The following is a 24017-nucleotide window of genomic DNA, read 5'->3' as shown; positions in this document are numbered from 1 at the left end:
GCCGGCTCTCAGCGCACAGCGGGGACAGTGGAGTTTCGCACCACAAGGGACGGGGCCAGTTTCTCGACGACGGCTGGCCCCGTCCGCCCGTCCAGGCGCTCAAGCATGAGCCGGGCAGCCACCCGGCCCAGTTCGCCGGCGTGCTGGTCGATGGAGGTCAGCCCGATCAGGGGAGATGCTGCCACTTCGATGTTGTCGCAGCCCATCACCGCCACATCCCCAGGTACCGCAATGCCGCGGGAGGCCAAGGCTTCCATGGTGCCCAGTGCGGTGAGGTCGTTATGGGCAAAGACAGCTGTGGGCCGGGTGCCGCCTGAGTCGAGGAACTGCTCCATCACCGCCCGGCCGCCGCGTTCGGTCATGTCGCTGTGCACGAGCTGCGGCTCCAGCCCGAATTCCCTCATCGCGTGCAGGTAGCCTTCCCGCCGGGCAGTGTAGGGGAGCCAGTCGGAAATGCCCATGTGCGCGATCCGCCGGTGCCCGAGTCCATACAGGTGCTCCACGGCCAGCGCTCCGGAACGGAAGTCGTCGGTCAGGACGGAATCGACGCCGTCGACATCCATCTCCCTTGTGATGACGACGCCGGGCGTCCCGCGCAGGGCGGCTGCCAGTTCCTCCGATGAGCCGGTGTAGCCGGCGAGCAGCACACCGTCCACGCGCAGGTCCACGAAGGAGCGGACGGCCTCCAGTTCGGTTCCGGGATCAGCGGAGCCGACGGCGACCATCACCTGGTTGCCGCTGCCCGCCAGTCCTTCGGTGATGCCGTCATAGATGTCGGCAAAGACCGAGTTGTGCAGGTCGAGGAAGAGGACGCCCAGTGTGTTGGTCCGGTGACTCGCCAGCCGGCTCGCCAGCCGGTTGGGGGAATAGCCCAGGGCGGCGGCGCTTTCCAGCACCGCCGCCCGCTTCGCAGGTGAGACCTTGGGCGAGTCCCGCATCACCAGGGAAACCAGGGCGCGGCTCACGCCGGCGTCACGCGCCACGTCCTCCATGGTGACTGAACGCGAGGCGGGGAACGTCTGCTTCACAGGGCCTCACTTTGCCTGGCGGAGCGGTATCAGGCGCCGAACGGCAGTCGGGGATCGATGTTCTGGCTTTCCCAGGTCTGCCGGACCCAGCCGTGGTGCGGGTCGTCGCTGATCAGCCATTCGCGCACGGGGCCCGGGCCTGCCATGACGTTCAAGTAGTAGAGGTCGTAGCCGGGTGCGGCCATGGCTGGGCCGTGCCAGCCGTAGGGGACCAGGACGACGTCTCCGGTGCGGACTTCCGCGGCCACGTCTATGGGCCGCTCGTCCGAGGCGTAGACGCGCTGGTAGCCGATGGCATCGGTGTCAGCGGGTGCGCCCAATCCGACTGAAACCTGGGTCTCGAAGTAGTAGATCTCCTCGAGGTGTGTCTCGCCGTCCTTCTCCTCGTCGTGCTTGTGGGGAGGGTAGGAGGACCAGTTCCCGGCGGGCGTGAGGACTTCGCAGACGATAAACCGGTCTGCTTCCAGGGCGGCCGGAGTGCCGAAGTTGTGGACTTGGCGTGAGCAGTTGCCGGCCCCGCGCAGTTCCACCGGGGTCTCCGCGGCGGACACCAGGCGGGTGGGGTACGAAGCCTTGGCGGGCGCGGTTGCCACGGCCACGCGTCCGCCGTCGGCCGAACTGATGCTCACGGCGCGCCCGGTGCCCGAGTACAGCACGTCGCTGGGGCCCGAAAAGGCCGAGCGGCGTCCCGCAAGCGGGTAGTCCGTGCCGTCCACGGTCACGGTAAAGGACCCGTTGAGGGGCACCACGATGCGTTCCTCGTCCGCTGCGGGAAGATCGACGGCGGCGCCCGCCGGCAGGGTGGCCACCTTCAGGCCAGTGTGTGCCCAGCCGTCCACGGTGAGGGAGGAATCGGAGGTTCCGATCGAAACGTCCCATTTGCCGTCGGTGGCGGTGCCCAGGGGGTAGACCCAGTTGGTCATGAAAAGTGCTCCTTGCGGTTAGCGCTGTACGAGTGTCATTTCGAAGCTGTAGGAATCGGCCCGGTATACGTGCTGGCCGGTTTCCACCCTGCGGCCGGTGTCGTCCACTGCCGTGCGCTCCATGGTGACCAGTGCTGATCCCGGCGCGGTGTCCAACATGGAGGCCTGGTACTCGTTGGCTGTCACTGCCCCGATCCGCTGGGTTGCCAGGCGGAAGTTGACCCCGCCCCGGCGGAGAATGGAATAGAGGCCCTCCGCGCCAAGGGTTGCCTCGTCCATGTCGGCGATGTCGTCGCGGACCCAGTTCTCCATCAGCGCCAGCGGTTTGCCGCCGACCTTCCGCAGCCGGGTGAAATGGTAGACCTTGGATCCGGCGGGAAGCTGGAGCGTGCTCAGGATGGCTTCGTCCGCCTCCACATGCGAGAAGCTCAGGACTTCGGTGGTGGGCTTCTTGCCGTTGTTGGTGAGGTCGTCGTAGAGGCTGGACAGCTCCAGCGGTCGCCGGACCTGGCTGGAGACCACCTGCGTTCCCACGCCACGTTTGCGCACCAGCAACCCCGAGCGGACCAGTTCATCCATGGCCTTGCGCATGGTGGGCCGCGAGAGGTTGAGCTGGGCGGCGAGGTCGATCTCGTTATCCAGCCGGCTGCCGGGCTCCAGGACCCCGCTGTAGATGGCGGCCTCGATGCCCTGGACCACCTGGTGGTACAGGGGGACAGGGGAGGAGCGGTCAATACTGAGACCCAAGTTGTTCGCCACGATGCGTTCCCTCATGTTGTTTGGCAGCCCCTTTGTCCAGCCAGGACGCCGGTGCCGTCGGCGCTAGGCCGCATATGTCCGCTTGATAGGACATACTTTCTCCCTTGATCGTAGCAGGCGTCCATGGCGGGTCAAGGGATCAGGCCATGCGACCTGCAAAGCCGGGACGAAACCCTATTTGTTCTGACATTAGGACTTTTGCTTGACCGTGGCGTTAGAGCGCTCTAAAGTGGGTGTCACGCATCACATTCCTGGCCGGTCGTTCCGGTCCCCGAGAGAATTTGAGAGGCAACAATGCTGTTGCAGAAACAAACCATGGGCGCCACCGGCAGCAGGCGCCGCGGATACCTTGCCCGGCTCACCGTCATCTCCACCCTTGGCGGCCTGCTCTTTGGGTACGACACCGGCGTCATCTCCGGCGCCCTGCTGTACATGAACGACTCCCTCAACATGACTTCCGTCGAGGAAGCAACTGTGGTGAGCGCACTGCTGTTCCCTGGTGCCGCCGTCGGCGCCCTCACCGGCGGCCGCATGGCCGACAAGCTGGGCCGGCGCGGCTCGCTGCTGGTCTGCGCACTGCTCTTCCTGGTCGGGGCCATGGGTTGCGCCCTTGCGCCCACCGTGACCTTCATGATTGCCGCCCGCATCGTGCTCGGCCTGGGCGTGGGCGCCGCCGCCGTGACCTGCCCGCTGTACCTGGCGGAGATGGCCCCCGCCAACCTCCGTGGCCGGATGGTCACCATCAACGAGCTCATGATCGTGACCGGCCAGATGCTCGCCTTCGCCATCAACGCCCTCCTGGACGCGCTCATCCACGACAACGAAGTCTGGCGCACCATGCTGGGCATCGCCTCCGTCCCTGCCATCGCACTTCTGGCGGGCATGCTGATGCTCCCCGAATCCCCGCGGTGGTACGCCATCCGTGGCCGCCTGGAAGACAGCCGCCGCGTCCTTAACCTGAGCCGCAGCCCGGAAGAAGCCGCTGCCGAATTCGAAGAAATTGCCTTGGCAGCGCGCACGGCGAAGGAAGAACGGGGCCATGCCCTGCGCGACCTCCGCAACAACCCCTGGATGCGGCGTCTGCTCTGGATCGGCATCGGCCTGGCTGCCGTCCAGCAGGCCACCGGCATCAACACTGTGAACTACTACGCCCCCACCATCCTGGAAAAGAGCGGGCTCGGCGTCAGCGCATCACTCGTTGCCACCATCGGCGTGGGCGTGACCTCGGTGCTGATGACCATCCTGGGCATCTGGCTGCTCGGCTTTGTTGGCCGCCGCCGGATGCTGGTCATCGGATTCTCCGGAGTGGTCGGCTCCCAGGCCCTGCTGGCCATCGTCTTCCTCCTCCCGCAGTCCGACCTGGCCAGCTACACCATCCTGGCCGCCATGATGCTTTTCGTGGCCTTCGTCCAGTGCTTCATCGGCACCTGCGTCTGGCTCCTGCTCTCCGAAATGTTCCCGCTGGCCATCCGCGGCTTCGCCATGGGCATCGCGGTCTTCGCACTGTGGACCGTCAACGCGGCCATCTCCTTCCTGTTCCCCATCGTGGTCAACGCGCTGGGTTCCACGGGCACCTTCGGCCTGTTCGTCCTGGTCAACCTCGCCTCCCTGGCCTTCGTCATCAAGTTCGTTCCGGAGACCAAGGGCCACTCGCTCGAGGACCTCGAGGCGCACTTCCGCGACGGTGAGGTTCCGGCAAAGGTCACCGCCTAACCGCTTCTCCACCTGGCACTGAACCAGCAACGCGGGGTTCGGACCCAGCTCTTCCGGTACCAACCGGAGGGCCGCGGTCCGGCCCCGCTTTTGCGCCGGTTGGCCTAGGCTGGCTCCATGACCAGGACCGGGCTGACCTTCGCCGCGAGGCAGCCATGAACTTCGCCGGAAGCCTTGGTCCCCGCCCCCGCAACCTCGAAGTCCAGGACCTGGCCAGCTTCGACCGCTTGGTGGCCGGTGGCGCCGTCAACCTGCACGGCTGGCATGCGCAGTCGCTGGACCTGCGCGGCCGGTCCGCGGCGCTCAAGAGCGTCAGCGTCGAGGGCGCGATGTTCCTGGGCTGCATCTTCGATGACGGCATGGAAACCAACCTCCGCAGCCGCGGCGCCCTCATCTTCCCCAGGCTTGAAGGCGTCCCGTTCGACCCGTACCGTGGTTCGTTGTATTCCCCGGCCGAACTGTACGCCGGACTGGCAACTTCGCCCTATGAGGAGCTGCCGGATGCGCGCATCTACCACTGGAGCATCCAGCCCGGCCAGCGCCACCGGGTGGACTCAACGCTGGCCTCGGCACTGCACGACCATGCAATCGGCGACGCACTGGATGAGCTGACCCGGTCCGGGGCCTGGCCCCGCCGGACCATCGTCGGCGTGATGGGCGGCCACGCGGCACCCCGCGGCAGCAGGGATTTTGCGGAGGCGGCCCGGCTGGGCAGGCTGCTGGCCCTCGACGGCCACTCGGTGGCCACCGGCGGTGGCCCCGGAGCCATGGAGGCAGCGAACCTCGGGGCCTACCTCAGCCAGGCGTCCGACGGCGACGTGCAGGCAGCCCTTGCCACGCTCGCCTCTGTTCCCGGGTTCCGTCCCTCGGTGTCGGCGTGGGCACGTGCGGCCGCCGCCGTCGTCGAACGCCATCCGGACGGTACGCCGTCCCTCGGGATCCCCACCTGGTTCTACGGACATGAACCGCCCAACTACTTCGCCACGCACATTGCCAAGTACTTCGCCAACGCCATCCGCGAGGCCATCCTGCTGGAACTGTGCCATGGCGGAATCGTCTTCCTGCCGGGAGCGGCCGGCACCGTACAGGAGATTTTCCAGGACGCCTGCGAGAACTACTATGGCGCCCGCGAGAAGGTGGCACCCATGGTGCTGGTGGGGCGCCGGCACTGGGAGCAGGAGTATCCCGCGTGGCCCATGCTCCGCAGCCTTGCCGCCGGCCGGGCCATGGCGGACTACATCCACCTGGTGGACACGGTGGAAGAAGCAGTGGAGGTCCTCCGGCAGCGCTGAACGCTGCCCGAGGACCTCCATGAAGTGTCCTTTGACTGGGACTAGCCGACCGCCGTGCCGAAGAGCAGGCCCAGCAGGTACGTGATGGCTGCCGCGCCCAGGCCGATGGCAAGCTGCCGCAGGCCGCGGGTCAGCGGGGAAGTGCCGGACAGCAGGCCGACGGCGGCACCGGTCGCCAGGAGTGCGATACCCACCAGTGCGCCTGCCACCACGAGGGCAGCGACACCGGTGAGGCCGAAAAGGAACGGCAGGATGGGGACGATGGCGCCGGAGGCGAAGAAGCAGAAGCTGGACAGCGCCGCGCCCCAGGCCGTGCCCACCGCTTCGTGCTGGTCTTCTTCCTCCGGCAGGTCCGGCTGCAGTGACAGGCTGGGATCGCAGTCGCAGGGCAGCAGGCCCATGCGCTCGGCCACCCGGTGTTCCGCCGCCTCCCGGGACATGCCGCGGGCCAGGTACACCAGGAGCAGTTCGTTGTGTTCGAGGTCAAGCTGGGGCGCGGCCGCCAGCGTGACCTGCGTGGGCCGGGTGGCGGCCAACAGTTCGCGCTGGGAGCGCACGGAAATGAATTCGCCGGCGCCCATGGACATGGCACCGGCCAGGAGCCCCGCGATGCCGCTGAGCAGCACCACGCTGCTGGCCACGCCGGACGCGGCCATGCCCATCACCAGCGAGAGATTGCTGACCAGGCCGTCGTTCGCGCCAAAGACCGCGGCACGGAAGGTGCCGGCCAGGCGGTTGCGGCCGCGGGTTGCCAGTCCCCGCACCACTTCCTCATGGATCTGCTCATCGGCAGCCATGGCGGCGGTGGCGTTCGGGTCCTTGGCGTAAGGGGAACGGCCCTCGGCGCGCTGGGCCAGGGCCAGGACGAAGACGGAGCCGAAGTGGCGGGCCAGGAACCCAAGGAACCGGCTGCGGGCGGACGCCCTTTTCGGTTTGCCCGCCTGGTCGCCCAGCAGCGCCAGCCAGTGGGCCTCGTGCCGGCCCTCGGCCTCGGCCAGGGCAAGGAGGATGGCCCGTTCCTCGCCCTCGCGGTTCTGGGCCAGGTCCCGGTAGACCGCGGCTTCCGCGCGCTCGTCGGCCAGGTACTGGCGCCACCGCTTGATGTTCGACGGCGAGGGCTGGGCTGGGTCGGCGGACTCCGGGGGCGTAGCGTGGGATTCGGGCTGGGCGTGCTGCGACACTGAAACTCCTGGGCTGGAAAGGGCATGAACTCGCGCCTTTGCCCTGCCAGCCTACTGCGGATTCCCGCGGATTTTTGGCTGGCAAACCTCGCTGGGAAGTTTCGGTTGACCGTAAAACCTGCGGTTCTCTGCATCGCCGTGATGCGGTCCTTGGGGGACTGTTGTGGCTATTGACCCGTCCGCCCGGCCGGTGCTGTGATGAAGGTGTGGCGCAGGCTGCGCCCTACCTGAAAGAGCACGTCAGGCGAACACACGGAGGTTGAATCATGAGCACCACCGGACAGCACCCGGACATGCCGCACCTGGACGCCGTGGAAGCGGACCCCGCCTACGATTACGCCGAGGATGCACCGGTAGACGACGCGGACTGGGACGCGGAGGACGACTTGATCGACGAGGAAGAGCCGGTGGTCCAGCCGGCGCCGGTAGTCATCGACGCCGAGGACCGCGAGGTCCCGATGGATGACGAAGAGCGCGACACGGGGGAGTAGGACTGACGACGGCGGCACCTCCCCGCGCTGTCGAGCAAAAGGAGGTGCCGCCGTCGTACTTTTAATCGCTGCAGGTCAGCGGCCGGCGGGGACTTCCTCGGGAGTGGCTTCCTGCTCCTGCCCGGCAACGCGGAGCTGCCAGGCGCGCATGATCGTGGGAGCGGTGGGACTCGTCAGCAGCGAGGTGGCGACATACACCACGGCGGAGGTCAGCAGGCCGTAGTAGATCGGTTCGTTGGCGTAGATGCCGTCCAGCGGGACCTCGGCGTTTATCTCAAGGATGATCATGGTGCCGAGGGTGACGACCGAGCCGACGGCCATCGAAGCAGCGGCGGCGATGCCGGTGCCGCGCTTCCACACTAGGCCGCCGAGGATCGCGACCAGCAGGCCGCCCACCAGGATGTCGTAGGCGATGGTGAGCGCGGCGACTACGTCCTTGGTGATGATGGCGATGACGATCGCGACGATGCCCAGGCCAAGGACCCAGAGACGGTTGGCCTTGACGTCGTGCTCCGGGTTGTCCGTGTCGTCGGTGCTGATGGTCTTGCCGAACCAACCGGCGACGAAGGGCACGACGTCGGCACGGGCCACCGTGGCGGCCGCGATCAGCGCGCCGGACGCTGTGGACATCATGGCGGCGACTGCGGCGGCCAGCACCAGGCCGCCGATGCCGATGGGCAGCAGGTTGGTGGCTACCTCCGCGTACACAACGTCCTTGCCAAGGGCCTTCACATCGATGGCGGGCAGCGCCACTCGGGCCCCCAGGCCGATCATCGCGCCGGCGGCGCCGTAGAGGATGCAGTAGATGCCCGCCGTCGAACCGCCCCACCGGGCCACCTTGGGAGTCTTGGCGGTAAACACGCGCTGCCAGATGTCCTGGCCGATCAGCAGGCCCAGGGTGTAGACCACGAAGTAGGTGATGATCGTCTGGACGCCGATGCCGTCGATCTGGAAGAAGCTGGCATCCACCCGGCTGCGGATTCCGTCGAGGCCGCCGGCGGCGTTCAGCGTGAAGGGCAGCATCAGGAAGAAGATGCCTACGGTCTTGATGACGAACTGCACCTGGTCGGCAAGGGTGATGGACCACATGCCGCCGATGGTGGAATAGACCACGACGATGGCGCCGCCGACCGCGATGGCCAGCGCCCGGTCCCAGCCGAAGAGGACGACGAAGATGGTGGCGTAGGCCCCGGTGGAGGTAGCGCAGAGCATCAGCGTGTACGCGAGCATGACGATGCCCGACGCCTCGGTGGCCCTGCTTCCGTAGCGGAGGGTGAGCATTTGGGACACCGTATAGATCTTCAGCTTCTGGATGGTCCCGGCAAAGAGCAGGCTCAGCAGCAGGACACCGGCGCCGATGGCCACCACCAGCCACATTCCTGAGATTCCAAACTTATAGCCCAGCCCCACGCCGCCCACGGTCGAGGCTCCGCCCAGGACGACGGCGGCCATGGTTCCGGTGTAGAGGAACGGGCCCAGGCGGCGGCCGGCCACCAGGAAGTCGCTGTTGTTCCGGGTGCGCGACTTGCCCCACCAGCCGAAGGCCAGCATTGCGAGCAGATACACCACCACAATGGCGATGTTGATGGCACTTGCATCCATAAAGGGCTCCTTGGAGCTGTTGGGGCCGGGTGTGGGACCTTGCGCGGGTACGCCCGGAACCGCCGCGGACAAATACGGGGACCGTCCTGTAATTGCCTTATAGGCAACAGGAGTTTCCAAAGACTAGGGTGTGACGTGGACGACAGTCAAGGAGGTCCCGCCTGCGGCGCGGGGTGTGTGGCATGGGCGCGTCACAAAAGCCGGGCCTATTAGGATGGCTCGAGAGTGGAGCCGGACTGCCGGCCATGAAAGGTTCGTAGATGAAGGCACTGCCAGTTGAGCCGAGCAATGTCCCTGTTGCCATTGGCTCCAGGATCCGGGCCGCCAGGCAGTCCCAGCGGCTCACCATTGAACAGGTGGCGGACGCCACCGGGTTGACCAAGGGGTTCCTCAGCCGGGTGGAGCGGGACCTGACGTCCCCGTCCGTGGCTTCCCTGGTGACGCTCTGCCAGGTGCTCTCCATCTCCATCGGCGACCTTTTCGTGGCGCCGGAAACCCACCTGACCAAGCGGAACGACGGTCCGCGCATCTCGCTCGGCGGCCAGGGCATCGTGGAGCGGCTTCTGACAGCCCGCTCCGAACGCCGGGTCCAGATCATCCAGGCGGTGATCGAGCCGCGCGGCCGCGGTGAGTCCGAGCTGTACGCGGTGGACTGCGACGTGGATGTCCTGCACGTGATCAAGGGGTCCATCAAGCTGATCCTCACCAATGAGGAATACGACCTCGACACGGGCGATACCGTGACTTTCCCGGGCCGGGAGCCCCACACCTGGGTCAATCCCACGGACAAGCCGGTCGAGGTGCTCTGGGTCCTGGTGCCCGCGGCCAGCCGCTGATCCGCTAATTGCACGCTGCCGGCCTTGATCGGCGTCACGTGGAGCACTCTTTGGGCGCTTGCCTGCCTGGCTTTCCTTTAGAACCCGGGTTTCCTACAGCTTCCGGCTGCCCAAAAAGTGCTCTGCGTGACGAGGTATCCCAGGGTCGGGTCGGTTGGTAAACACTTGGTGCTCATTGGAAAACCGGGGTGTATGATGGCCGTCACACCGTCCCTCAACTCCTCGAAGGAGTGGCCTCCATTGGAAGAGCTGCGCATTGAAGCCAACGGCCACCTTGGCCCCATCGATTCATCCCGGATCCCCCGCTATGCCGGAGCTGCCACGTATGCCCGCCTCCCGCGGCTGGACCAGGTGGCCAAGGCTGATGTGACAGTGGTCGGCGTACCCTTCGACTCGGGGGTTTCCTATCGTCCTGGTGCCCGCTTCGGGGCAAACCACGTCCGCGAGGCCAGCCGTCTTTTGCGCCCCTACAACCCCGCCTGGGACGTTAGCCCGTTCGAGAACATCCAGGTGGCCGACGCTGGGGACATGGCGGTTAACCCGTTCAACATCAACGAAGCAATCGAAACCATCCAGCAGAACGCGCTGGACCTCACGGCCGCGGGCAGCAAGCTGCTGACCCTGGGTGGCGACCACACCATCGCCCTGCCACTGCTTCGCGCCGCCGCCGAGCGCGCCGGTGGTCCCATCGCCATGCTCCACTTCGACGCCCACCTGGACACCTGGGACACCTACTTCGGCGCCGAATACACCCACGGCACGCCCTTCCGCCGTGCGGTGGAGGAAGGCATCCTGGACACCGAAGCCATCAGCCACATCGGCACGCGCGGCCCCCTCTACGGCAAGAAGGACCTCGACGACGACCACCGCTTTGGGTTCGGCATCGTCACCTCCGCGGACGTCTACTACCAGGGCGTCCTGGAAACCGTTGCCAAGGTCCGGGACCGGATCGGCAACCGCCCGCTCTACATCTCGGTGGACATCGACGTCCTGGATCCCGCCCACGCGCCCGGCACCGGGACCCCCGAAGCCGGCGGCATCACCAGCCGCGAACTCCTGGAAATCATCCGGGGCTTCCGCGGCATGAACCTGGTGGGCGCCGACGTCGTCGAGGTATCACCGGCCTATGACCACGCCGAGATCACGGGCGTTGCCGCCAGCCACGTCGCCTACGAACTGGTGACCCTCATGGCGGACAACGCGGCGCCCGGCAGCCGTTTCGGAGCAGGGACGGGATACCAGGCCCAGGCCCTCGGCCAGGAAGCCCGCCGCCCCGCCGGCTTCGCTGCCGCCACCAAGGAGTAGGCCGTGACGGAATTGGCCACGCCCGCCCCGGTACAGGCAGGCGGTGTCCGCAACGGCGGGGACCTCGTCGTCGAGACCCTTGAAGCGCTGGGTGCGAAGACTGTTTTCGGCATCCCCGGCCAGCATGCACTGGGACTCTTCGACGCCATGGGCCGAGGCAACCTGCACTTTGTTTCCTCCCGGGTGGAGAACAACAGCGCCTTTGCGGCGGACGGGTATTCCCGCGCCACCGGCGAGGTGGGGGTGCTGTTCCTGTCCACCGGCCCCGGCGCGCTGACCTCGCTGGCCGGCCTGCAGGAGGCCTATGCCACCGGCGTGCCCATGGTGGTGGTGGCCAGCCAGATTCCCCTGGAGGGACTCGGCGCCCGGCGCAAGGGAATGCTGCACCAGCTCGATGACCAGAAGGCCTCCGCCGCCAATGTCACCAAGAGCCAGCGGCTGATCCAGCACGCCTCCGGGATCCCGTCGGCCATCCAGGACGCCTGGACCGAGGCCATCTCCTCCCCGCAGGGCCCTGTGTGGCTCGAGATTCCGCAAAACGTGCTCCTGGATCCGATCATGGTGCCGCCGGTGGAGGACGCGCTCGCCGAGGCAGCGGACAACCCGCCCCGGATTGAGCTGGTCCGCGAGGCCGTGAAGTGGTTGGAAGCGGCCAAACGCCCCGCCATCATCGCCGGCGGCGGCACGCGGCGCGGCAAGGCGGAGAAGTCCCTGCTTTCCATTGCCGAAAAGCTGCGGGCGCCGGTGATCTGCACTCCCGGCGGCAACGGCGCGTTCCCGTGGAACCACGAACTGTCCCTGCAGTCCTGGATCGAGGACCGGCACATGACCGACCTCCTCGAGGACGCGGACGTCCTGGTGGTCATCGGTTCGTCCCTGGGCGAGGTCACCTCCAACTACTTCACCTTCGAACCGCGCGGCAGGATCATCCAGATCGACGCCGAGCCCCGGGTCCTGGAGTCCAACCGCCCAGGTTTGGGGATCCGCGCCGACGCCGGCCAGGCCCTCGCTGCCCTGGACGAGGCCCTGGACGAGGCCCTGGATGTGGCCGGTGAGGCGGTCGTTGAGCCGGGCAGGACAACCACGCCGGACTGGCACGGCAGCACCCCGGAAGAGCTGGTCAGGAAGTCACTCGCCAAGGTCCGGGCCCGGCTGGAGTCGCAGGACCTGGCAAAGGAGCTGAAGTTCATGGCCGACATCCGCGAGGCCGTGCCCGCGGAGATGCAGACGTTCTGGGACATGACCATCGCTGCCTACTGGGGCTGGTCCTGCTGGGACGCGCGTGACGGCCAGTTCCACTCCGCCCAGGGCGCCGGTGGCCTGGGCTACGCGTTTCCCGGTGCCATCGGCGCGGCCGTGGGCCTGGAGACGCTGGGCAGGCCGGCTGGTTCTGCTCGCGTACTCGCTGTCTCCGGCGACGGCTCGTCCATGTACTCCATCGCCGAACTCGCCACCGCCAAGCAGCACAACGTGCCGGTCACCTGGCTGATTGTGGACGACGGCGGCTACGGGATCCTGCGCGAATACATGGTGGGTGCCTTCGGAAAGGCCACCGCCACCGAACTCGCCCGGCCGGACTTCGTGAAGCTCGCGGAATCCTTCGGCGTACCTGCCGTCCGGGTGGCCCCGGAGGATGTGGGGGACGCGCTGAGGGCAGCATTCGCTGCTGAGGGGCCCAACGTCGTCGTGGTTGAAACCCTCCTGAAGATGTTCGGCCCCACCCACCTGGCCCCCTGACCCAGCCGCCACCTGCAAGCTCCCTCACTTCCTGGACCCCGTCCGGCTGAAGCGGGGGAGCTTGCTGTTTAAGATCAACCGCAACAACTTCGTTTCCCTAAGCAACCTTTTTCTGATACAGTTGCTTGCAGCAACTAATTCTTTAGGGAGCATCATGTCTGTCGCACCGGCCACCGCAGCCGATCTCGTCGGCCATATCTTTGACCTCCAGCGCGCACTGCGCTGCGTGACCATGGTCAACGTGAAGGGCCAGGACACCGGCATCGCCCTCCAGGGCGTGCTCAAGTTCATCGGCGAAGGGGAAACCCGCGCGGCGCACCTGGCGGAGCGCCTGGGCGTCAGCCCGCCGGTGCTCAGCCGGCACATCGCGGAACTCGCCGACGCGGGCCTGGTGGTCAGGACGCCGGACCCGGACGATGGCAGGGCCCAACTGCTGGCCCTGTCACCACGTGGCAAGGAGAAGCTCGCGGAGCTCATCCAACACCGGGCAGAGACGCTGCAGGGCTATCTTTCCGACTGGAACGAGGACGACGCCGTGGCAACGGCCGCAATGCTGAACAAGCTGACAGCTTCACTGAAGAATTCCATCCGGGCAAGGGCGGCCGGAACCACCACCGAACACAAAACGCAGGAGTCCATCAATGGCTAACGTCACCGCCGCCGCGGACCAGGAGCAGGAGCGCCAGCGCGAACGCACCGCCAGACAGGAATCGCGGCAGTCCAAGCGCCACGAACCCGGCGCACCCATGAACCACCGGCAGATCATGGAGGCACTGACCGGCCTCCTCGCTGCCTTCTTCACCGCCATCCTCAGCAGCACCATCGTTGCCAACGCGCTGCCCACCATCATGTCCGAGCTCAAGGGCACCCAGACGGACTTTGCGTGGGTCATCACTGCGGCGCTGCTGGCCAACGCGGCCACCACCCCCATCTGGGGCAAGCTCGCCGACCTCTTCGACAAGAAGGTCCTGGTCCAGCTGAGCATCGTGATCTTCGTTGCCGGGTCCGTCATGGCAGGTTTCTCCGAGAACATCCCGTTCCTGCTCACGGCCCGCGTCATCCAGGGCATCGCCATGGGTGGCCTCACCGCCCTGGCGCAAGCCATCATCGGCTCCATCATCCCGCCGCGCGAACGCGGCAAGTACTCCGGCTACATGGGTGCAGTCATGGCCGTTGGCACCGCCGGCGGCCCGCTGTTGGGCGGTTTCATCGTGGACAGCTCGCTGGGCTGGCGCTGGACCTTCTTTGTCTGCGTGCCGCTGGCCGTCGTCGCCCTGATCCTGCTCCAGATCACGCTGAAGATTCCGCACGTCAAACGCCCCGCCAAGATCGACTGGCTCGGTGCCATCCTGCTGACCTCCGGCGTCAGCCTGCTCCTGATCTGGGTTTCCTTCGCCGGCAAGGCCGACTACTACGACTGGTGGTCCTGGCAGTCCGCGGTCATGGTGGGCGGCGGCGTCCTGCTGCTTGCACTGCTGGTGCTGGTGGAGTCCAAGGTGTCCGCACCGATCATCCCGCTGAAGATCATCTCCGAGCGCACCACCGCGCTGGCCATCGTCGCCTCCGTGGCTGTGGGTATTGCCATGTTCGGTTCCTCCACCTTCCTGGGCCAGTACTACCAGGTTGCCCGCGGTGCAACACCCACCGAGGCCGGCCTGCTGACCCTGCCCATGATCGCCGGCAACCTTATCGGGTCGGTCGTCTCCGGCCAGCTGATCAGCCGCTACGGCAAGTGGAAGCGCTTCCTGATTGGCGGCACCGTCTTGCTGATCGGCGGCCTGGCACTCGCCGGCACCATGGACCACACCACCGAACTCTGGCTGACCGGCCTGTACACCGGCATCTTCGGCATCGGCCTGGGCATGCTCATGCAGAACCTGGTCCTCGCCGTCCAGAACACCGTCCAGGCCAAGGACATCGGCTCCGCCAGCGCCTCCGTTGCCTTCTTCCGTTCCGTAGGCGGTGCCATCGGCGTGTCCGTCCTGGGCGCGGTCATGGCCAACCATGTCAAGGACCTGGCCACCGACGGACTGTCCAAGCTGGGCATCCAGCCCGGCGGCAACAGCGGTGCCACGCTGGACCTCAAGGACCTGCCCGCACCGATCGCGGACGTCATGCGCGCCGCCTACGGTGACGCCACGGCCGGCATCTTCATGATCTCCGCCGTCGTCAGCGTGGTTGCCCTCATCGCCGTGATCTTCATCAACGAAGTCCCGCTGCGCAAGACCGTTGACATCACCCCCAAAGCCACCCTGCAGGCCAACGCCGCCGGTGAAGCGGGCATGACCGCCATGACCGGCCAGTTGCCGATGGTGTCCAGCTCGGCGCCGGACGGGGACGTTCCCGCCGGCGCCATGGCTGCCCGGAGTTCGGTGCGTGCGGCCGCGGCCCCCGCAAAGGTGTACGACGGCGGTGCTGCCGCTGCGGCAGCAGCGTCCGGGAGGGTTGCCACGGACGACTTCGAGGAAGCCTTCGCACGAAGCTTCCGCTCCGAAGAGCTGGACCTGCGGTCCGCTGACAATGCGGACAAGGCCGCCGACGCGATCGCCAGCGCCGCTGCGACCCTGCAGAAACTGCAGGACACCCAGCACCTGCTGGCCCGGCAGCAGGCTGAACTCGGAACGCTGGTGCTGGACATCCAGGAACAGCTGCGCTCCCAGCAGGACGTGGCTGCCCGCCAGGCAGCCACTGCGGCAGAGCTCAGCCGGCTGCAGCGAAAGCTCCTGAAGGAACGCAAGATCCAGGCGGCAGCGGCGCTGTACCTGGCCGGGCACGGCAAGCACAGTGCCGCAGCCCCGACACCGTCCACCGCAGGCGCTGCCGAGCCGGCCCAGGGACAGTAGGCGGAGAGCAGGCCGTCCCGGGGGCTGGCCAAGCCCTCGACGGACAAGCAGGAAAGCCGCAGCCCGTACCCGGAAAACCATCCGGATGCGGGCTGCGGCTTTCCTGCATGCTGCGCCTCGTTCGCCGCTTGAACCCGACATCGAACTGCCTGTTCCACTCGGAAAAGATGCTTCCACGGGACCCAATTGTCGGTGGTCATTACTAGAGTTGAGTCCATGCTCCTCACCCTCATACGGCGCTACTCCAAACCGTATTTGCCGTATATCGCTGCTGTCGTGATTTTCCAGCTCGCATCCACCATCGCCGCGCTGTACCTGCCCAGCCTGAACGCCCAGATCATCGACGAAGGCGTGGCCCGCGGGGACACCGATTTCATCTGGCGCACGGGCGCGGTGATGCTCCTGGTGGCCTTCGCCCAAGTGGCTGCGGCCATCGCGGGCGTCTACTTCGGCTCCCGCACGGCCATGGCCGTGGGCCGGGACCTCCGCCGGGCCGTATTCCGCAAGGTCACCAGCTTTTCCGCCAGGGACGTCAACGCGTTCGGCGCCCCCACGCTGATCACCCGGGGCACCAACGATGTCCAGCAGGTGCAGATGCTCCTCCTGATGGCGCTGAACTTCATGGTGGCCACTCCCATCATGTGCATCGGCGGCATCATCATGGCGCTGCGCGAGGACCTCAATCTGTCCTGGCTGGTCTGGGTGTCCGTCCCCCTCCTGGCGGTCGTGGTCGGATACCTGGTGGTCCGGCTCATGCCGCTCTTCCGCTCCATGCAGCGGAAGATCGACCGCATCAACGCCGTCTTGCGCGAACAGATCATCGGTATCCGCGTGGTCCGGGCCTTCGTGCGCGAACCCTACGAGACGGACCGCTTTGGCGGTGCCAACAAGGAACTTACGGACGTCTCGCTTCGGATCGGGGCCCTGTTCGTCCTCATGTTCCCGGCCATCAGCATGATCCTGCACCTGTCCACCGCCGCCGTGCTCTGGTTTGGCGGGCAGCGGGTGGACGCCGGCGCCATGCAGGTGGGGTCGCTCACCGCGTTCCTGCAGTACCTGCTGCAGATCCTGATGGCCGTCATGATGGGCACCTTCATGGCCATGATGATCCCGCGCGCCTCCGTTTGTGCCGACCGCATCGGCGAGGTACTCGACGTCGAGCCCTCCATCCACGACCCCCGACGCCCCGAAGCCCCGGCGTCCCTGACCGGGATGGTGGAGTACCGCAACGTGACCTTCGCGTACCCAGGCGCCGAGTCCCCGGTGCTCAGCAACATCAGCTTCACCGCGCGGCCGGGACAGACCATCGCCATCATCGGGTCCACGGGCGCCGGTAAGACATCCCTCCTGTCCCTCCTGCCACGGCTCTATGACCCCGTCGAAGGCCAGGTGCTGCTGGACGGTGTGCCTGTGGACAGGCTGGAACGTGCCGAAATCACCAAACGCGTGGCCCTGGTGCCGCAGCGTCCGTACCTGTTCTCCGGCACCATCGGGCACAATCTCCGGTTCGGCAAGACCGAGGCAACGGACCAGGAACTGTGGGACGCCCTTCGGGTAGCCCAGGGCGAGTCCTTCGTCCGCGACAAGAAGAACGGCCTGGACTCCCGGATCTCCCAGGGCGGCACCAACGTCTCCGGCGGCCAGCGCCAGCGCCTCTGCATCGCACGGGCCCTGGTGACCAAACCGCGGGTCTACCTGTTTGATGATTCTTTTTCCGCCCTTGACGTCGCTACTGACGCCCGGCTCCGCGCCGCCCTCAAGCGCACCACCTCAGATGCCACGGTGATCATCGTGGCCCAACGGATTTCCACCATCACCGAGGCCGACCAGATCCTGGTGCTGGACAACGGACGCATCGTTGACCGCGGCACGCACGAAGAACTCCTGGAAACCTCGCCCACCTACCAGGAAATTGTCGAATCCCAGCTGAGCGTGGAGGAAGTGGCATGAGCCCCAGCAGGAAGGACACCGCTTCCGTGGAACAGACCACGCAGCCCGCACCGCCGCCTGAAGACGATGACTACTTCGAGGAGGAATTCACGCCTTCCGAGGCGGACGGGGACATGTTCGGCGGCATGCCCGCCAAGAAGGCCCAGTACTTCTGGCCTTCAGCAAAGCGGCTTATGGGCCTGCTGAAGCCCGAGGCTATGGGCATTTACGCGGTGGTGGGCCTGGTGGTCATTTCCGTGGTCCTGAACGTGATTGCGCCGAAGATCCTTGGCCAGGCCATGGATGTCATCTTCGCCGGGGTCGTGGGCAAGCAACTGCCTGCCGGCGCCAGCCAGGAGCAGTTCGTGGCAGGCCTGCGCCAGCAGGGCCAGGACAACTTCGCCGACATGGTTTCCAGGATGGAACTGGTGCCCGGCACTGGCATCAACTTCGGCAAGCTCAGCATGCTCATCGCCATCGTCCTGCTCATGTACTTTGTGTCCAACATCTTCATGTGGCTGCAGGGGTACGTGCTGAACCGCATCGTCATGAAAGTGATCCGGCGGCTCCGCGACGATACCGAAAGCAAACTGAACCGCCTGCCGCTGAACTACTTCGACACCCGGCAGCGCGGCGACGTGCTGTCCCGCGTGACCAACGACGTCGACAACATCCAACAGGCACTCCAGCAGGCGTTCGCGCAGCTGGTGAACTCCGTGCTGACCGTGGTGGGCATCGTGATCATGATGTTCATCGTCTCCTGGCAGCTGGCGCTGATCGCCCTGGTCGCGCTCCCGCTGTCCGGGGTGGCGGCCGGCCTGATCGGTGCCCGGAGCCAGAAGCTCTTCGCCGCCCAGTGGAAAAACACCGGGTCACTGAACGGCCAGATCGAAGAATCCTTTTCCGGCCACGACCTGGTCCGCGTCTTCGGCCGGGACGCGGACATGCTGGCCCTGTTCGAGGAACGCAACGAGGCGCTGTACAAGGCAAGCTTCGGGGCGCAGTTCGTCTCCGGAATCATCTTCCCCGTGATGCAGTTCGTGTCCTACCTCAGCTACGTGGGCATCGCCGTGGTGGGCGGACTCCGGGTGGCTTCCGGCGCCATGTCCCTGGGCGATGCCACCGCGTTCATCCAGTACTCCCGGGAGTTCACGCAGCCGTTGGGCCAGATGGCGGGCATGGCCAACATGCTCCAGTCCGGCGTTGCTTCCTCGGAGCGCGTTTTCGAATTCCTGGACGCCGACGAACAGGACGTTGAAACGGCCACCGAACACCTGCCCGGCAAGACCGACGGGCACGTGGACTTCAGGGACGTCACCTTCAGCTACACCCCTGACAGGCAGCTCATCGAGAACCTGTCCTTCACCGCAGAGCCGGGCAACACAGTGGCCATCGTCGGGCCCACGGGAGCCGGCAAAACCACCCTGGTGAACCTCGTGATGCGCTTCTACGAGCTCAACGCCGGCTCCATCACGCTGGACGGGGTGGACATCACCCACCTCAGCCGCTCCGAACTGCGCTCCAAAGTGGGCATGGTGTTGCAGGACGCGTGGCTGTTTGGCGGGTCCATCTACGACAACATCCGCTACGGCAACCTTGACGCCACAGAGGAGCAGGTCATGGCAGCCGCCAAGGCCACTTTCGTGGACCGCTTCGTCCGGGCCCTGCCCGAGGGCTACAACACCGTGATCGACGAGGAGGGCAACAACGTCAGTGCCGGCGAGAAACAGCTGATCACTATCGCCCGCGCGTTCGTGGCCAACCCGTCGCTGCTGATCCTGGACGAGGCCACCAGTTCCGTGGACACCCGCACCGAGCTCCTGGTGCAGAAGGCCATGGCGGCGCTGCGCTCGGACCGGACCAGCTTCGTCATCGCGCACCGGCTCTCCACCATCCGGGATGCCGATACGATCCTGGTTATGGAGAACGGACGAATCGTGGAACAGGGCAACCACCAGGTGCTGCTCGCTGCCGGCGGGGCCTACCACCGCCTCTACATGTCGCAGTTTGCCGGTGCGGACGCCGGGGACGCGCCGGTTGACGATTCGACGGCGGTGCGCAGCTGAGCGCGCACGGCAGCCAGCGGATCGAGGTGCTGGTGCCGATGCGCTGGGGCGACATGGACGCCTATGGCCACATCAACAACGTCCAGATCGTGCGGATGCTGGAGGAGGCCCGGATCGCAGCTTTCGGACCCCCGCGCGGTGCGGGCCTTCAGGGCATTGAGCCGCCGGTGTCGCTGTTCAACGATGTCCCAACCGGGACGCTTGCCCTGGTGGTGGACCACAAGATCCGTTACGTCCGGACACTGGAATACCGCAACGTTCCGGCGGTGGTCCAGGTATGGATCGGCGCCGTCAAGGGCGCCAGCTTCGACATCCACTACCTGCTCCAGGACCCCGTCACGGGGGAGGATTGCGTGAAGGCAAGCAGCCACCTCGCATTTGTGGATGAGGCCACGGGCCGGGTGCAACGGCTTACGCAGGAGCAAAAAGACCGGATGGCCCCCTACAGGCACTAAGACTCTGGACAGGACTGCACCGCACCCACTGGACTGGAACCACGTTTGTACAGCGAAAGGAAGCCCCATGGCCAGCAACAAGAACCGTACCGCCCGGAAGAAGAAGACCTGGAAGGAAATGTCACCTTCCGCCAAGGTGGGCACCATTGTGACGGCGTTCGTGCAGCTGTCCCTGCTGGTTGCCGCCCAGCGGGACATTTCCCGGCGGCCGGCAGAACTCATCAACGGGCCCAAGGCCGCATGGCGGGCGGCGTCCTTCGTCAATTTCATAGGGCCCATGGGGTACTTCATCTTCGGCCGGAAGCACTCCGCCACCGGCAAGTAGCCCTGTCCGGCGGGAGGACGGCTGCCCGGGTGGAGCGGCCGCCCAGCTTGACCCTGTAAATTTGAGGGCATGACCCCCACTGCCACTGTTGCCATGACCCGCGCCCTCGGCATCTCCAAGGAGATTGAGGATGCGGCGTGGTTCGTGCTGGGTCCCGGCCTCCAAGGCAAGGCCTCGCCCCTGGACGGCCGCACCAGGACATGGTCCGTTCCCGCGGCGACGGAGCTGCTGGACCGGCTGGATCGCGGCATCGCGGACCCCAAGGCCCCGATGATGACCAACCTCCGGGAAAACCTGGACGGTGCCACGCGCGGGGCCAAACAGCTGGCCGTCGAGCTGCTCTTCCTGCAGTCACTTCCGCTGGCCCACGAAGTGAAGTCACTCAAGGTCAAGCGCGCCCGCGTGGCCGAAGCCGCCGGCTGGCTGGAGCCGCCGCTGGAGCTTCCCGAGGAGTTGTACGCGGGGATGACCGACCACGGCGTGATCCGGGACCGGACCGCCGAATTCAACTGGACCATCTGGGACCACCTGAAGTGGCTGTGCCGGTTCGTGCGGAACGTCGCCCAGCGGCCGGCCGCGGTGGTGCAGGCGGCCATCAAGGACCCCTTGCAGTTCCACCGCCTCGCCGCTTCCACGCCCGACGACCAGCCCGCCATCCGCCGGAGCATCGAATTCCTGGCCTGGCCCAGCTACTTCGAGCCCGTGGTGGCGGACGTGGAGCGGCAGGAGATCCGCGACGCCTTCGCCTCCCTGGTGGGCGGGGCCAAGGGCGACACCGAAGAGGACATCACCGCGGACATCCACCGCATCCGGCTGCACCTGGACGAACAGGCGGGCCAGCGAATCGACTGGTACTCGCGCCAACTGGTCAGCCAGTGGCGCAAAGTGGGCGACCCCGGCCGGCGCGCCTGGCTGCTCCGGACCCACAGCGACCACGCCGAGCTGCTCACCGCCTGGCACGGCGAGGAGAAGGTGACCCTCGACGTCGAACATCTCCGGACGCTGGACCCCGGTGTCACCGCCGGCCTGGTCCAGCACGCCGTGGACGAGGACTACAAACACCTCGGTTACGTGGAACGCGAGGACACCAAAACCGCGGTCTTTGCCTTCCTGACCGTCATGAAGCCCGGCGACCTGGTGCTGTACCAGCACGCCGGAACCGTACGGCTGGGCGGCGTCCTGGGCGAGCCCGAGTACAACGACGACAACCGGCGCCTGCGCCGCAAGGTGCGCTGGTTCGACGACGGCCACACCGCCACCACCCTTCCCCGCCACGTTCAGCGTCAGCTCGCCACTCCCGGCATCGTGGTGGACGTGACCCGCGTGGTCCAGGCGCTGCAGGCGCTGCTGCCGGCCGAGGCGGAAACCGAGCCCGACGGCGATACGGACGGCGCCGCCGTCGTCCTCCCTGTGCAGGAGGGCTTCCGCCCGCTGACGCAGGAATTCGCGGCCTCGCTGCACATGGAGCTGGAACCGCTCCAGGAGATCGCCGACCTGCTTGAGGAGAACCGCCAGATGGTCCTCTACGGCCCTCCCGGCACGGGCAAGACCTACCTGGCCAAGCACCTCGCCGCGGAACTGGCGGATGACACCACGGACGAACGCGTCAAACTGGTCCAGTTCCACCCGTCCTACGCCTACGAGGACTTCTTCGAGGGCTACCGGCCTGATAAGACGGACGAGGGGCAGGTGTCCTTCAAGCTGGTGGCCGGGCCGCTGCGCAGGCTGGCGGAGGAAGCCGCGAAGCCAGGGAACGAGAAGAAGCCGTACTTCCTGATCATCGATGAGATGAACCGCGCCAACCTGGCCAAGGTGTTCGGCGAGCTGTATTTCCTGCTGGAGTACCGCGATGACCGGATTTACCTGCAGTACAGCCCCAACGAGCCGTTCACGCTGCCGGACAACCTCTACATCATCGGCACCATGAACACCGCGGACCGGTCCATCGCCATGATGGACGCGGCCATCCGTCGCCGTTTCTCCTTCATTGAGCTGCACCCCCAGACGGAGCCGGTCAAGGGCTCCCTGCTCCGGTTCCTGCAGGCCAGGCAGCTGGACACCACGCCGGCGCTGCTGCTGGACGCACTGAACGGCGCCATTGACGAGTGGGACCGGGACCTGATGATCGGCCCGTCCTACTTCATGAAGCCGGCAGCCCAGACCCCTGCCGGATTGCGGCGGATCTGGAAGTACGAGCTCATGCCGCTGCTGGAGGAGCACTACCACGGGCAGCTGACGCGGGCGCAGCTGGAGGAGCGGTTCGGGCTGGACCAGCTGCTGGGACGCATTGCAGCGCGCTGACCCCAGGACGTCCGTCCGGCACCTGGTCCTGGACGAGCTGTCCAGCGGGATGGTGGAACGGTTGGATGCGTCCACCGCTTCCACCCTGAACTCCAGTGGCCTGGCCAAGGCTTCCCCCATGGGGCTGGGGCTGTACCGGATCGAGCCGGTGGGCAAGGTGGGCTCGGTGCGCACCTCAACGGTCCAGCTGGACGTCCGGCCCAAGGACCGGCTGGGGCTCAGCCGGCTCCTGTTCCTGCTCAGCTACGCGGGGGAGCAAGGGTTCAGGCCCGAGCTGGTGGCGGCGGACGAAGACCGGGAGCTGTGGAGCGCGCTGGCGGAGTCGTTGGCCCAGTTGGCCGAGCGGGCCCTGGGCCGCGGCGTCCTGCAGGGCTACCTCACCGTGGACGAATCCCTGCGCACCGTCAAGGGACGGATCCGCATCTCGGACCAAATCTCCCGCCGCCCCGGGATGCTGGTTCCCCTGGAGGTCTCCTATGACGAGTTCACCGAGGACATCGCCGAAAACCGGCTCCTGCGCGCAGCCCTGGAACGGATGGGGCAGGTGCCGGGGGTCCGGCCCGAGGTTCTGGGGCGGCTGCGCCAGCTGAAGGGAAAGCTCGACGCCGTCACCCGCCTTCCAGCGGGCGCTCCAGTGCCGCCGTGGACGCCGACCAGGATGAACCTGCGTTACCACGCAGTGCTGCGCCTGGCGGAGCTGATCCTGCGCAATGCCTCCGCGGAAGCGGGTGCGGGGAAGCAACAGACGGCCTCGTTCGTGGTGGACATGGCGCAGGTTTTCGAGGACTTCGTGGGAACGGCACTGCGCAGTGCGATGGCTTCCTATCCGGGGGAGCTGCGGCTGCGGTACAACGCCCTCCTCAGCGAGGCCGTGCGCGATTCCGACCGGCTTTCCGTGCGCCCGGATGCCGTCCACATGCTCGGCGGACGCCCGGTGGTGGCCTACAACGCCAAATACCGTGCTGCGTCGGACGCCGGCGCGTCGCTGACCGCCGACCACTACCAGATGCTGGCGCACTGCACCGCCCTGGCCGTGCCCACCGCCTGGCTGGTCTACGCGGGAAAGGGCGAGATGAAACTCCGCCGCATCCTGAACACCGACATCGACATAGTGGAGTTTCCGCTGGACCTCAGCCAGCCGCCGTCGGCCATCCTGGCATCAATCCGGGAGCTTGCCTCCCAGTCCTGGGGCGAGGTGCTCAGGACAGCGGGAGATTGAAACTGCCGAAAG

General features: G+C 66.5%; 19 protein-coding genes. 14 read left to right on the top strand and 5 right to left on the bottom strand.

The window, feature by feature from the left end; genetic code table 11:
- Positions 1-8 precede the first annotated feature (8 nt).
- From ACR65J_RS16460 to ACR65J_RS16450, 3 genes are read right to left on the bottom strand one after another with little or no spacing between them, the layout of a single operon-like run.
- Positions 9-1028, bottom strand: coding sequence for a LacI family DNA-binding transcriptional regulator (locus ACR65J_RS16460; protein WP_440171076.1), 1020 nt, complete (start codon positions 1026-1028; stop codon positions 9-11).
- Between the two features lie 29 nt (positions 1029-1057).
- The gene (gene iolB / locus ACR65J_RS16455; protein ID WP_440171075.1) at positions 1058-1951 is read right to left on the bottom strand and encodes a 5-deoxy-glucuronate isomerase; all 894 of its coding nucleotides are present in this window, start codon (positions 1949-1951) and stop codon (positions 1058-1060) included.
- An 18-nt stretch (positions 1952-1969) separates the two neighbouring features.
- Positions 1970-2710 carry a GntR family transcriptional regulator gene (locus ACR65J_RS16450; RefSeq protein ID WP_440171073.1) on the bottom strand — a complete coding sequence of 247 codons (741 nt, stop codon included), beginning with the start codon at positions 2708-2710 and terminating at the stop codon, positions 1970-1972.
- Between the two features lie 315 nt (positions 2711-3025).
- Between ACR65J_RS16450 and ACR65J_RS16445 the strand changes: the two genes are divergently transcribed.
- On the top strand, positions 3026-4423 hold the full coding sequence (locus ACR65J_RS16445) for a sugar porter family MFS transporter (protein ID WP_440171072.1): 1398 nt from the start codon (positions 3026-3028) through the stop codon (positions 4421-4423).
- A gap of 155 nt (positions 4424-4578) precedes the next feature.
- Positions 4579-5715 (top strand): LOG family protein, encoded by a 1137-nt coding sequence (locus tag ACR65J_RS16440; protein WP_440171070.1) that lies wholly within the window; start codon positions 4579-4581, stop codon positions 5713-5715.
- A gap of 41 nt (positions 5716-5756) precedes the next feature.
- Here ACR65J_RS16440 and ACR65J_RS16435 read toward each other — a convergent pair whose 3' ends face one another.
- Positions 5757-6896, bottom strand: a complete 1140-nt coding sequence (locus tag ACR65J_RS16435) for a VIT1/CCC1 transporter family protein (RefSeq protein WP_440171067.1) — start codon at positions 6894-6896, stop codon at positions 5757-5759.
- Positions 6897-7162: 266 nt separating this feature from the next.
- On the opposite strand from ACR65J_RS16435, the gene ACR65J_RS16430 reads away from it, so the two are divergent.
- Positions 7163-7387, top strand: coding sequence for a hypothetical protein (locus ACR65J_RS16430; RefSeq protein ID WP_440171065.1), 225 nt, complete (start codon positions 7163-7165; stop codon positions 7385-7387).
- Positions 7388-7462: 75 nt separating this feature from the next.
- Here ACR65J_RS16430 and ACR65J_RS16425 read toward each other — a convergent pair whose 3' ends face one another.
- Positions 7463-8989, bottom strand: a complete 1527-nt coding sequence (locus ACR65J_RS16425) for a sodium:solute symporter family protein (RefSeq protein WP_440171063.1) — start codon at positions 8987-8989, stop codon at positions 7463-7465.
- A 260-nt stretch (positions 8990-9249) separates the two neighbouring features.
- On the opposite strand from ACR65J_RS16425, the gene ACR65J_RS16420 reads away from it, so the two are divergent.
- The 11 genes from ACR65J_RS16420 (at position 9250) to ACR65J_RS16370 (ending at position 24005) form a co-directional block, all read left to right on the top strand.
- Positions 9250-9825, top strand: a complete 576-nt coding sequence (locus tag ACR65J_RS16420; RefSeq protein ID WP_440171060.1) for a helix-turn-helix domain-containing protein — start codon at positions 9250-9252, stop codon at positions 9823-9825.
- 240 nt (positions 9826-10065) lie between these two features.
- Positions 10066-11130: an agmatinase gene (gene speB, locus ACR65J_RS16415; protein WP_440171237.1), complete on the top strand. Its 1065-nt coding sequence runs from the start codon at positions 10066-10068 to the stop codon at positions 11128-11130.
- 3 nt (positions 11131-11133) lie between these two features.
- The gene (locus ACR65J_RS16410; RefSeq protein WP_440171057.1) at positions 11134-12867 is read left to right on the top strand and encodes a thiamine pyrophosphate-binding protein; all 1734 of its coding nucleotides are present in this window, start codon (positions 11134-11136) and stop codon (positions 12865-12867) included.
- Positions 12868-13021: 154 nt separating this feature from the next.
- Positions 13022-13516, top strand: a complete 495-nt coding sequence (locus ACR65J_RS16405; RefSeq protein WP_440171054.1) for a MarR family winged helix-turn-helix transcriptional regulator — start codon at positions 13022-13024, stop codon at positions 13514-13516.
- A complete protein-coding gene (locus ACR65J_RS16400; protein WP_440171052.1) occupies positions 13509-15710 on the top strand; it encodes an MDR family MFS transporter in 2202 nt (733 codons plus the stop codon). Before ACR65J_RS16405 ends, ACR65J_RS16400 begins: the two co-directional genes overlap by 8 nt.
- Before the next feature lie 216 nt (positions 15711-15926).
- Positions 15927-17660: an ABC transporter ATP-binding protein gene (locus ACR65J_RS16395; protein WP_440171049.1), complete on the top strand. Its 1734-nt coding sequence runs from the start codon at positions 15927-15929 to the stop codon at positions 17658-17660.
- Positions 17657-19705 carry an ABC transporter ATP-binding protein gene (locus ACR65J_RS16390; protein WP_440171047.1) on the top strand — a complete coding sequence of 683 codons (2049 nt, stop codon included), beginning with the start codon at positions 17657-17659 and terminating at the stop codon, positions 19703-19705. The genes ACR65J_RS16395 and ACR65J_RS16390 overlap by 4 nt, the downstream gene beginning before the upstream one ends.
- A gap of 38 nt (positions 19706-19743) precedes the next feature.
- Positions 19744-20160: an acyl-CoA thioesterase gene (locus ACR65J_RS16385; protein ID WP_440171045.1), complete on the top strand. Its 417-nt coding sequence runs from the start codon at positions 19744-19746 to the stop codon at positions 20158-20160.
- A 67-nt stretch (positions 20161-20227) separates the two neighbouring features.
- Positions 20228-20485 (top strand): PLD nuclease N-terminal domain-containing protein, encoded by a 258-nt coding sequence (locus tag ACR65J_RS16380; protein WP_440171042.1) that lies wholly within the window; start codon positions 20228-20230, stop codon positions 20483-20485.
- A 69-nt stretch (positions 20486-20554) separates the two neighbouring features.
- Positions 20555-22786, top strand: a complete 2232-nt coding sequence (locus tag ACR65J_RS16375) for an McrB family protein (RefSeq protein ID WP_440171039.1) — start codon at positions 20555-20557, stop codon at positions 22784-22786.
- The gene (locus tag ACR65J_RS16370) at positions 22773-24005 is read left to right on the top strand and encodes a 5-methylcytosine restriction system specificity protein McrC (protein ID WP_440171036.1); all 1233 of its coding nucleotides are present in this window, start codon (positions 22773-22775) and stop codon (positions 24003-24005) included. Before ACR65J_RS16375 ends, ACR65J_RS16370 begins: the two co-directional genes overlap by 14 nt.
- Positions 24006-24017: the final 12 nt, after the last annotated feature.

It is taken from the genome of Arthrobacter sp. SAFR-044 (genome assembly GCF_059414985.1).
This window is presented reverse-complemented; position numbering and strand designations above follow the sequence as displayed.

What these genes read in the sequence shown, in the direction of transcription:
- ACR65J_RS16430 (WP_440171065.1), top strand. Translation starts at nt 7,163, where the DNA reads ATGAGCACCACCGGACAGCACCCGGACATGCCGCACCTGGACGCCGTG.
- ACR65J_RS16385 (WP_440171045.1), top strand. Translation starts at nt 19,744, where the DNA reads ATGCGCTGGGGCGACATGGACGCCTATGGCCACATCAACAACGTCCAG.
- ACR65J_RS16390 (WP_440171047.1), top strand. Translation starts at nt 17,657, where the DNA reads ATGAGCCCCAGCAGGAAGGACACCGCTTCCGTGGAACAGACCACGCAG.
- ACR65J_RS16395 (WP_440171049.1), top strand. Translation starts at nt 15,927, where the DNA reads ATGCTCCTCACCCTCATACGGCGCTACTCCAAACCGTATTTGCCGTAT.
- ACR65J_RS16405 (WP_440171054.1), top strand. Translation starts at nt 13,022, where the DNA reads ATGTCTGTCGCACCGGCCACCGCAGCCGATCTCGTCGGCCATATCTTT.
- ACR65J_RS16420 (WP_440171060.1), top strand. Translation starts at nt 9,250, where the DNA reads ATGAAGGCACTGCCAGTTGAGCCGAGCAATGTCCCTGTTGCCATTGGC.
- ACR65J_RS16400 (WP_440171052.1), top strand. Translation starts at nt 13,509, where the DNA reads ATGGCTAACGTCACCGCCGCCGCGGACCAGGAGCAGGAGCGCCAGCGC.
- ACR65J_RS16425 (WP_440171063.1), bottom strand. Translation starts at nt 8,989, where the DNA reads ATGGATGCAAGTGCCATCAACATCGCCATTGTGGTGGTGTATCTGCTC.
- ACR65J_RS16380 (WP_440171042.1), top strand. Translation starts at nt 20,228, where the DNA reads ATGGCCAGCAACAAGAACCGTACCGCCCGGAAGAAGAAGACCTGGAAG.
- ACR65J_RS16375 (WP_440171039.1), top strand. Translation starts at nt 20,555, where the DNA reads ATGACCCCCACTGCCACTGTTGCCATGACCCGCGCCCTCGGCATCTCC.
- iolB (WP_440171075.1), bottom strand. Translation starts at nt 1,951, where the DNA reads ATGACCAACTGGGTCTACCCCCTGGGCACCGCCACCGACGGCAAATGG.
- ACR65J_RS16440 (WP_440171070.1), top strand. Translation starts at nt 4,579, where the DNA reads ATGAACTTCGCCGGAAGCCTTGGTCCCCGCCCCCGCAACCTCGAAGTC.
- ACR65J_RS16445 (WP_440171072.1), top strand. Translation starts at nt 3,026, where the DNA reads ATGGGCGCCACCGGCAGCAGGCGCCGCGGATACCTTGCCCGGCTCACC.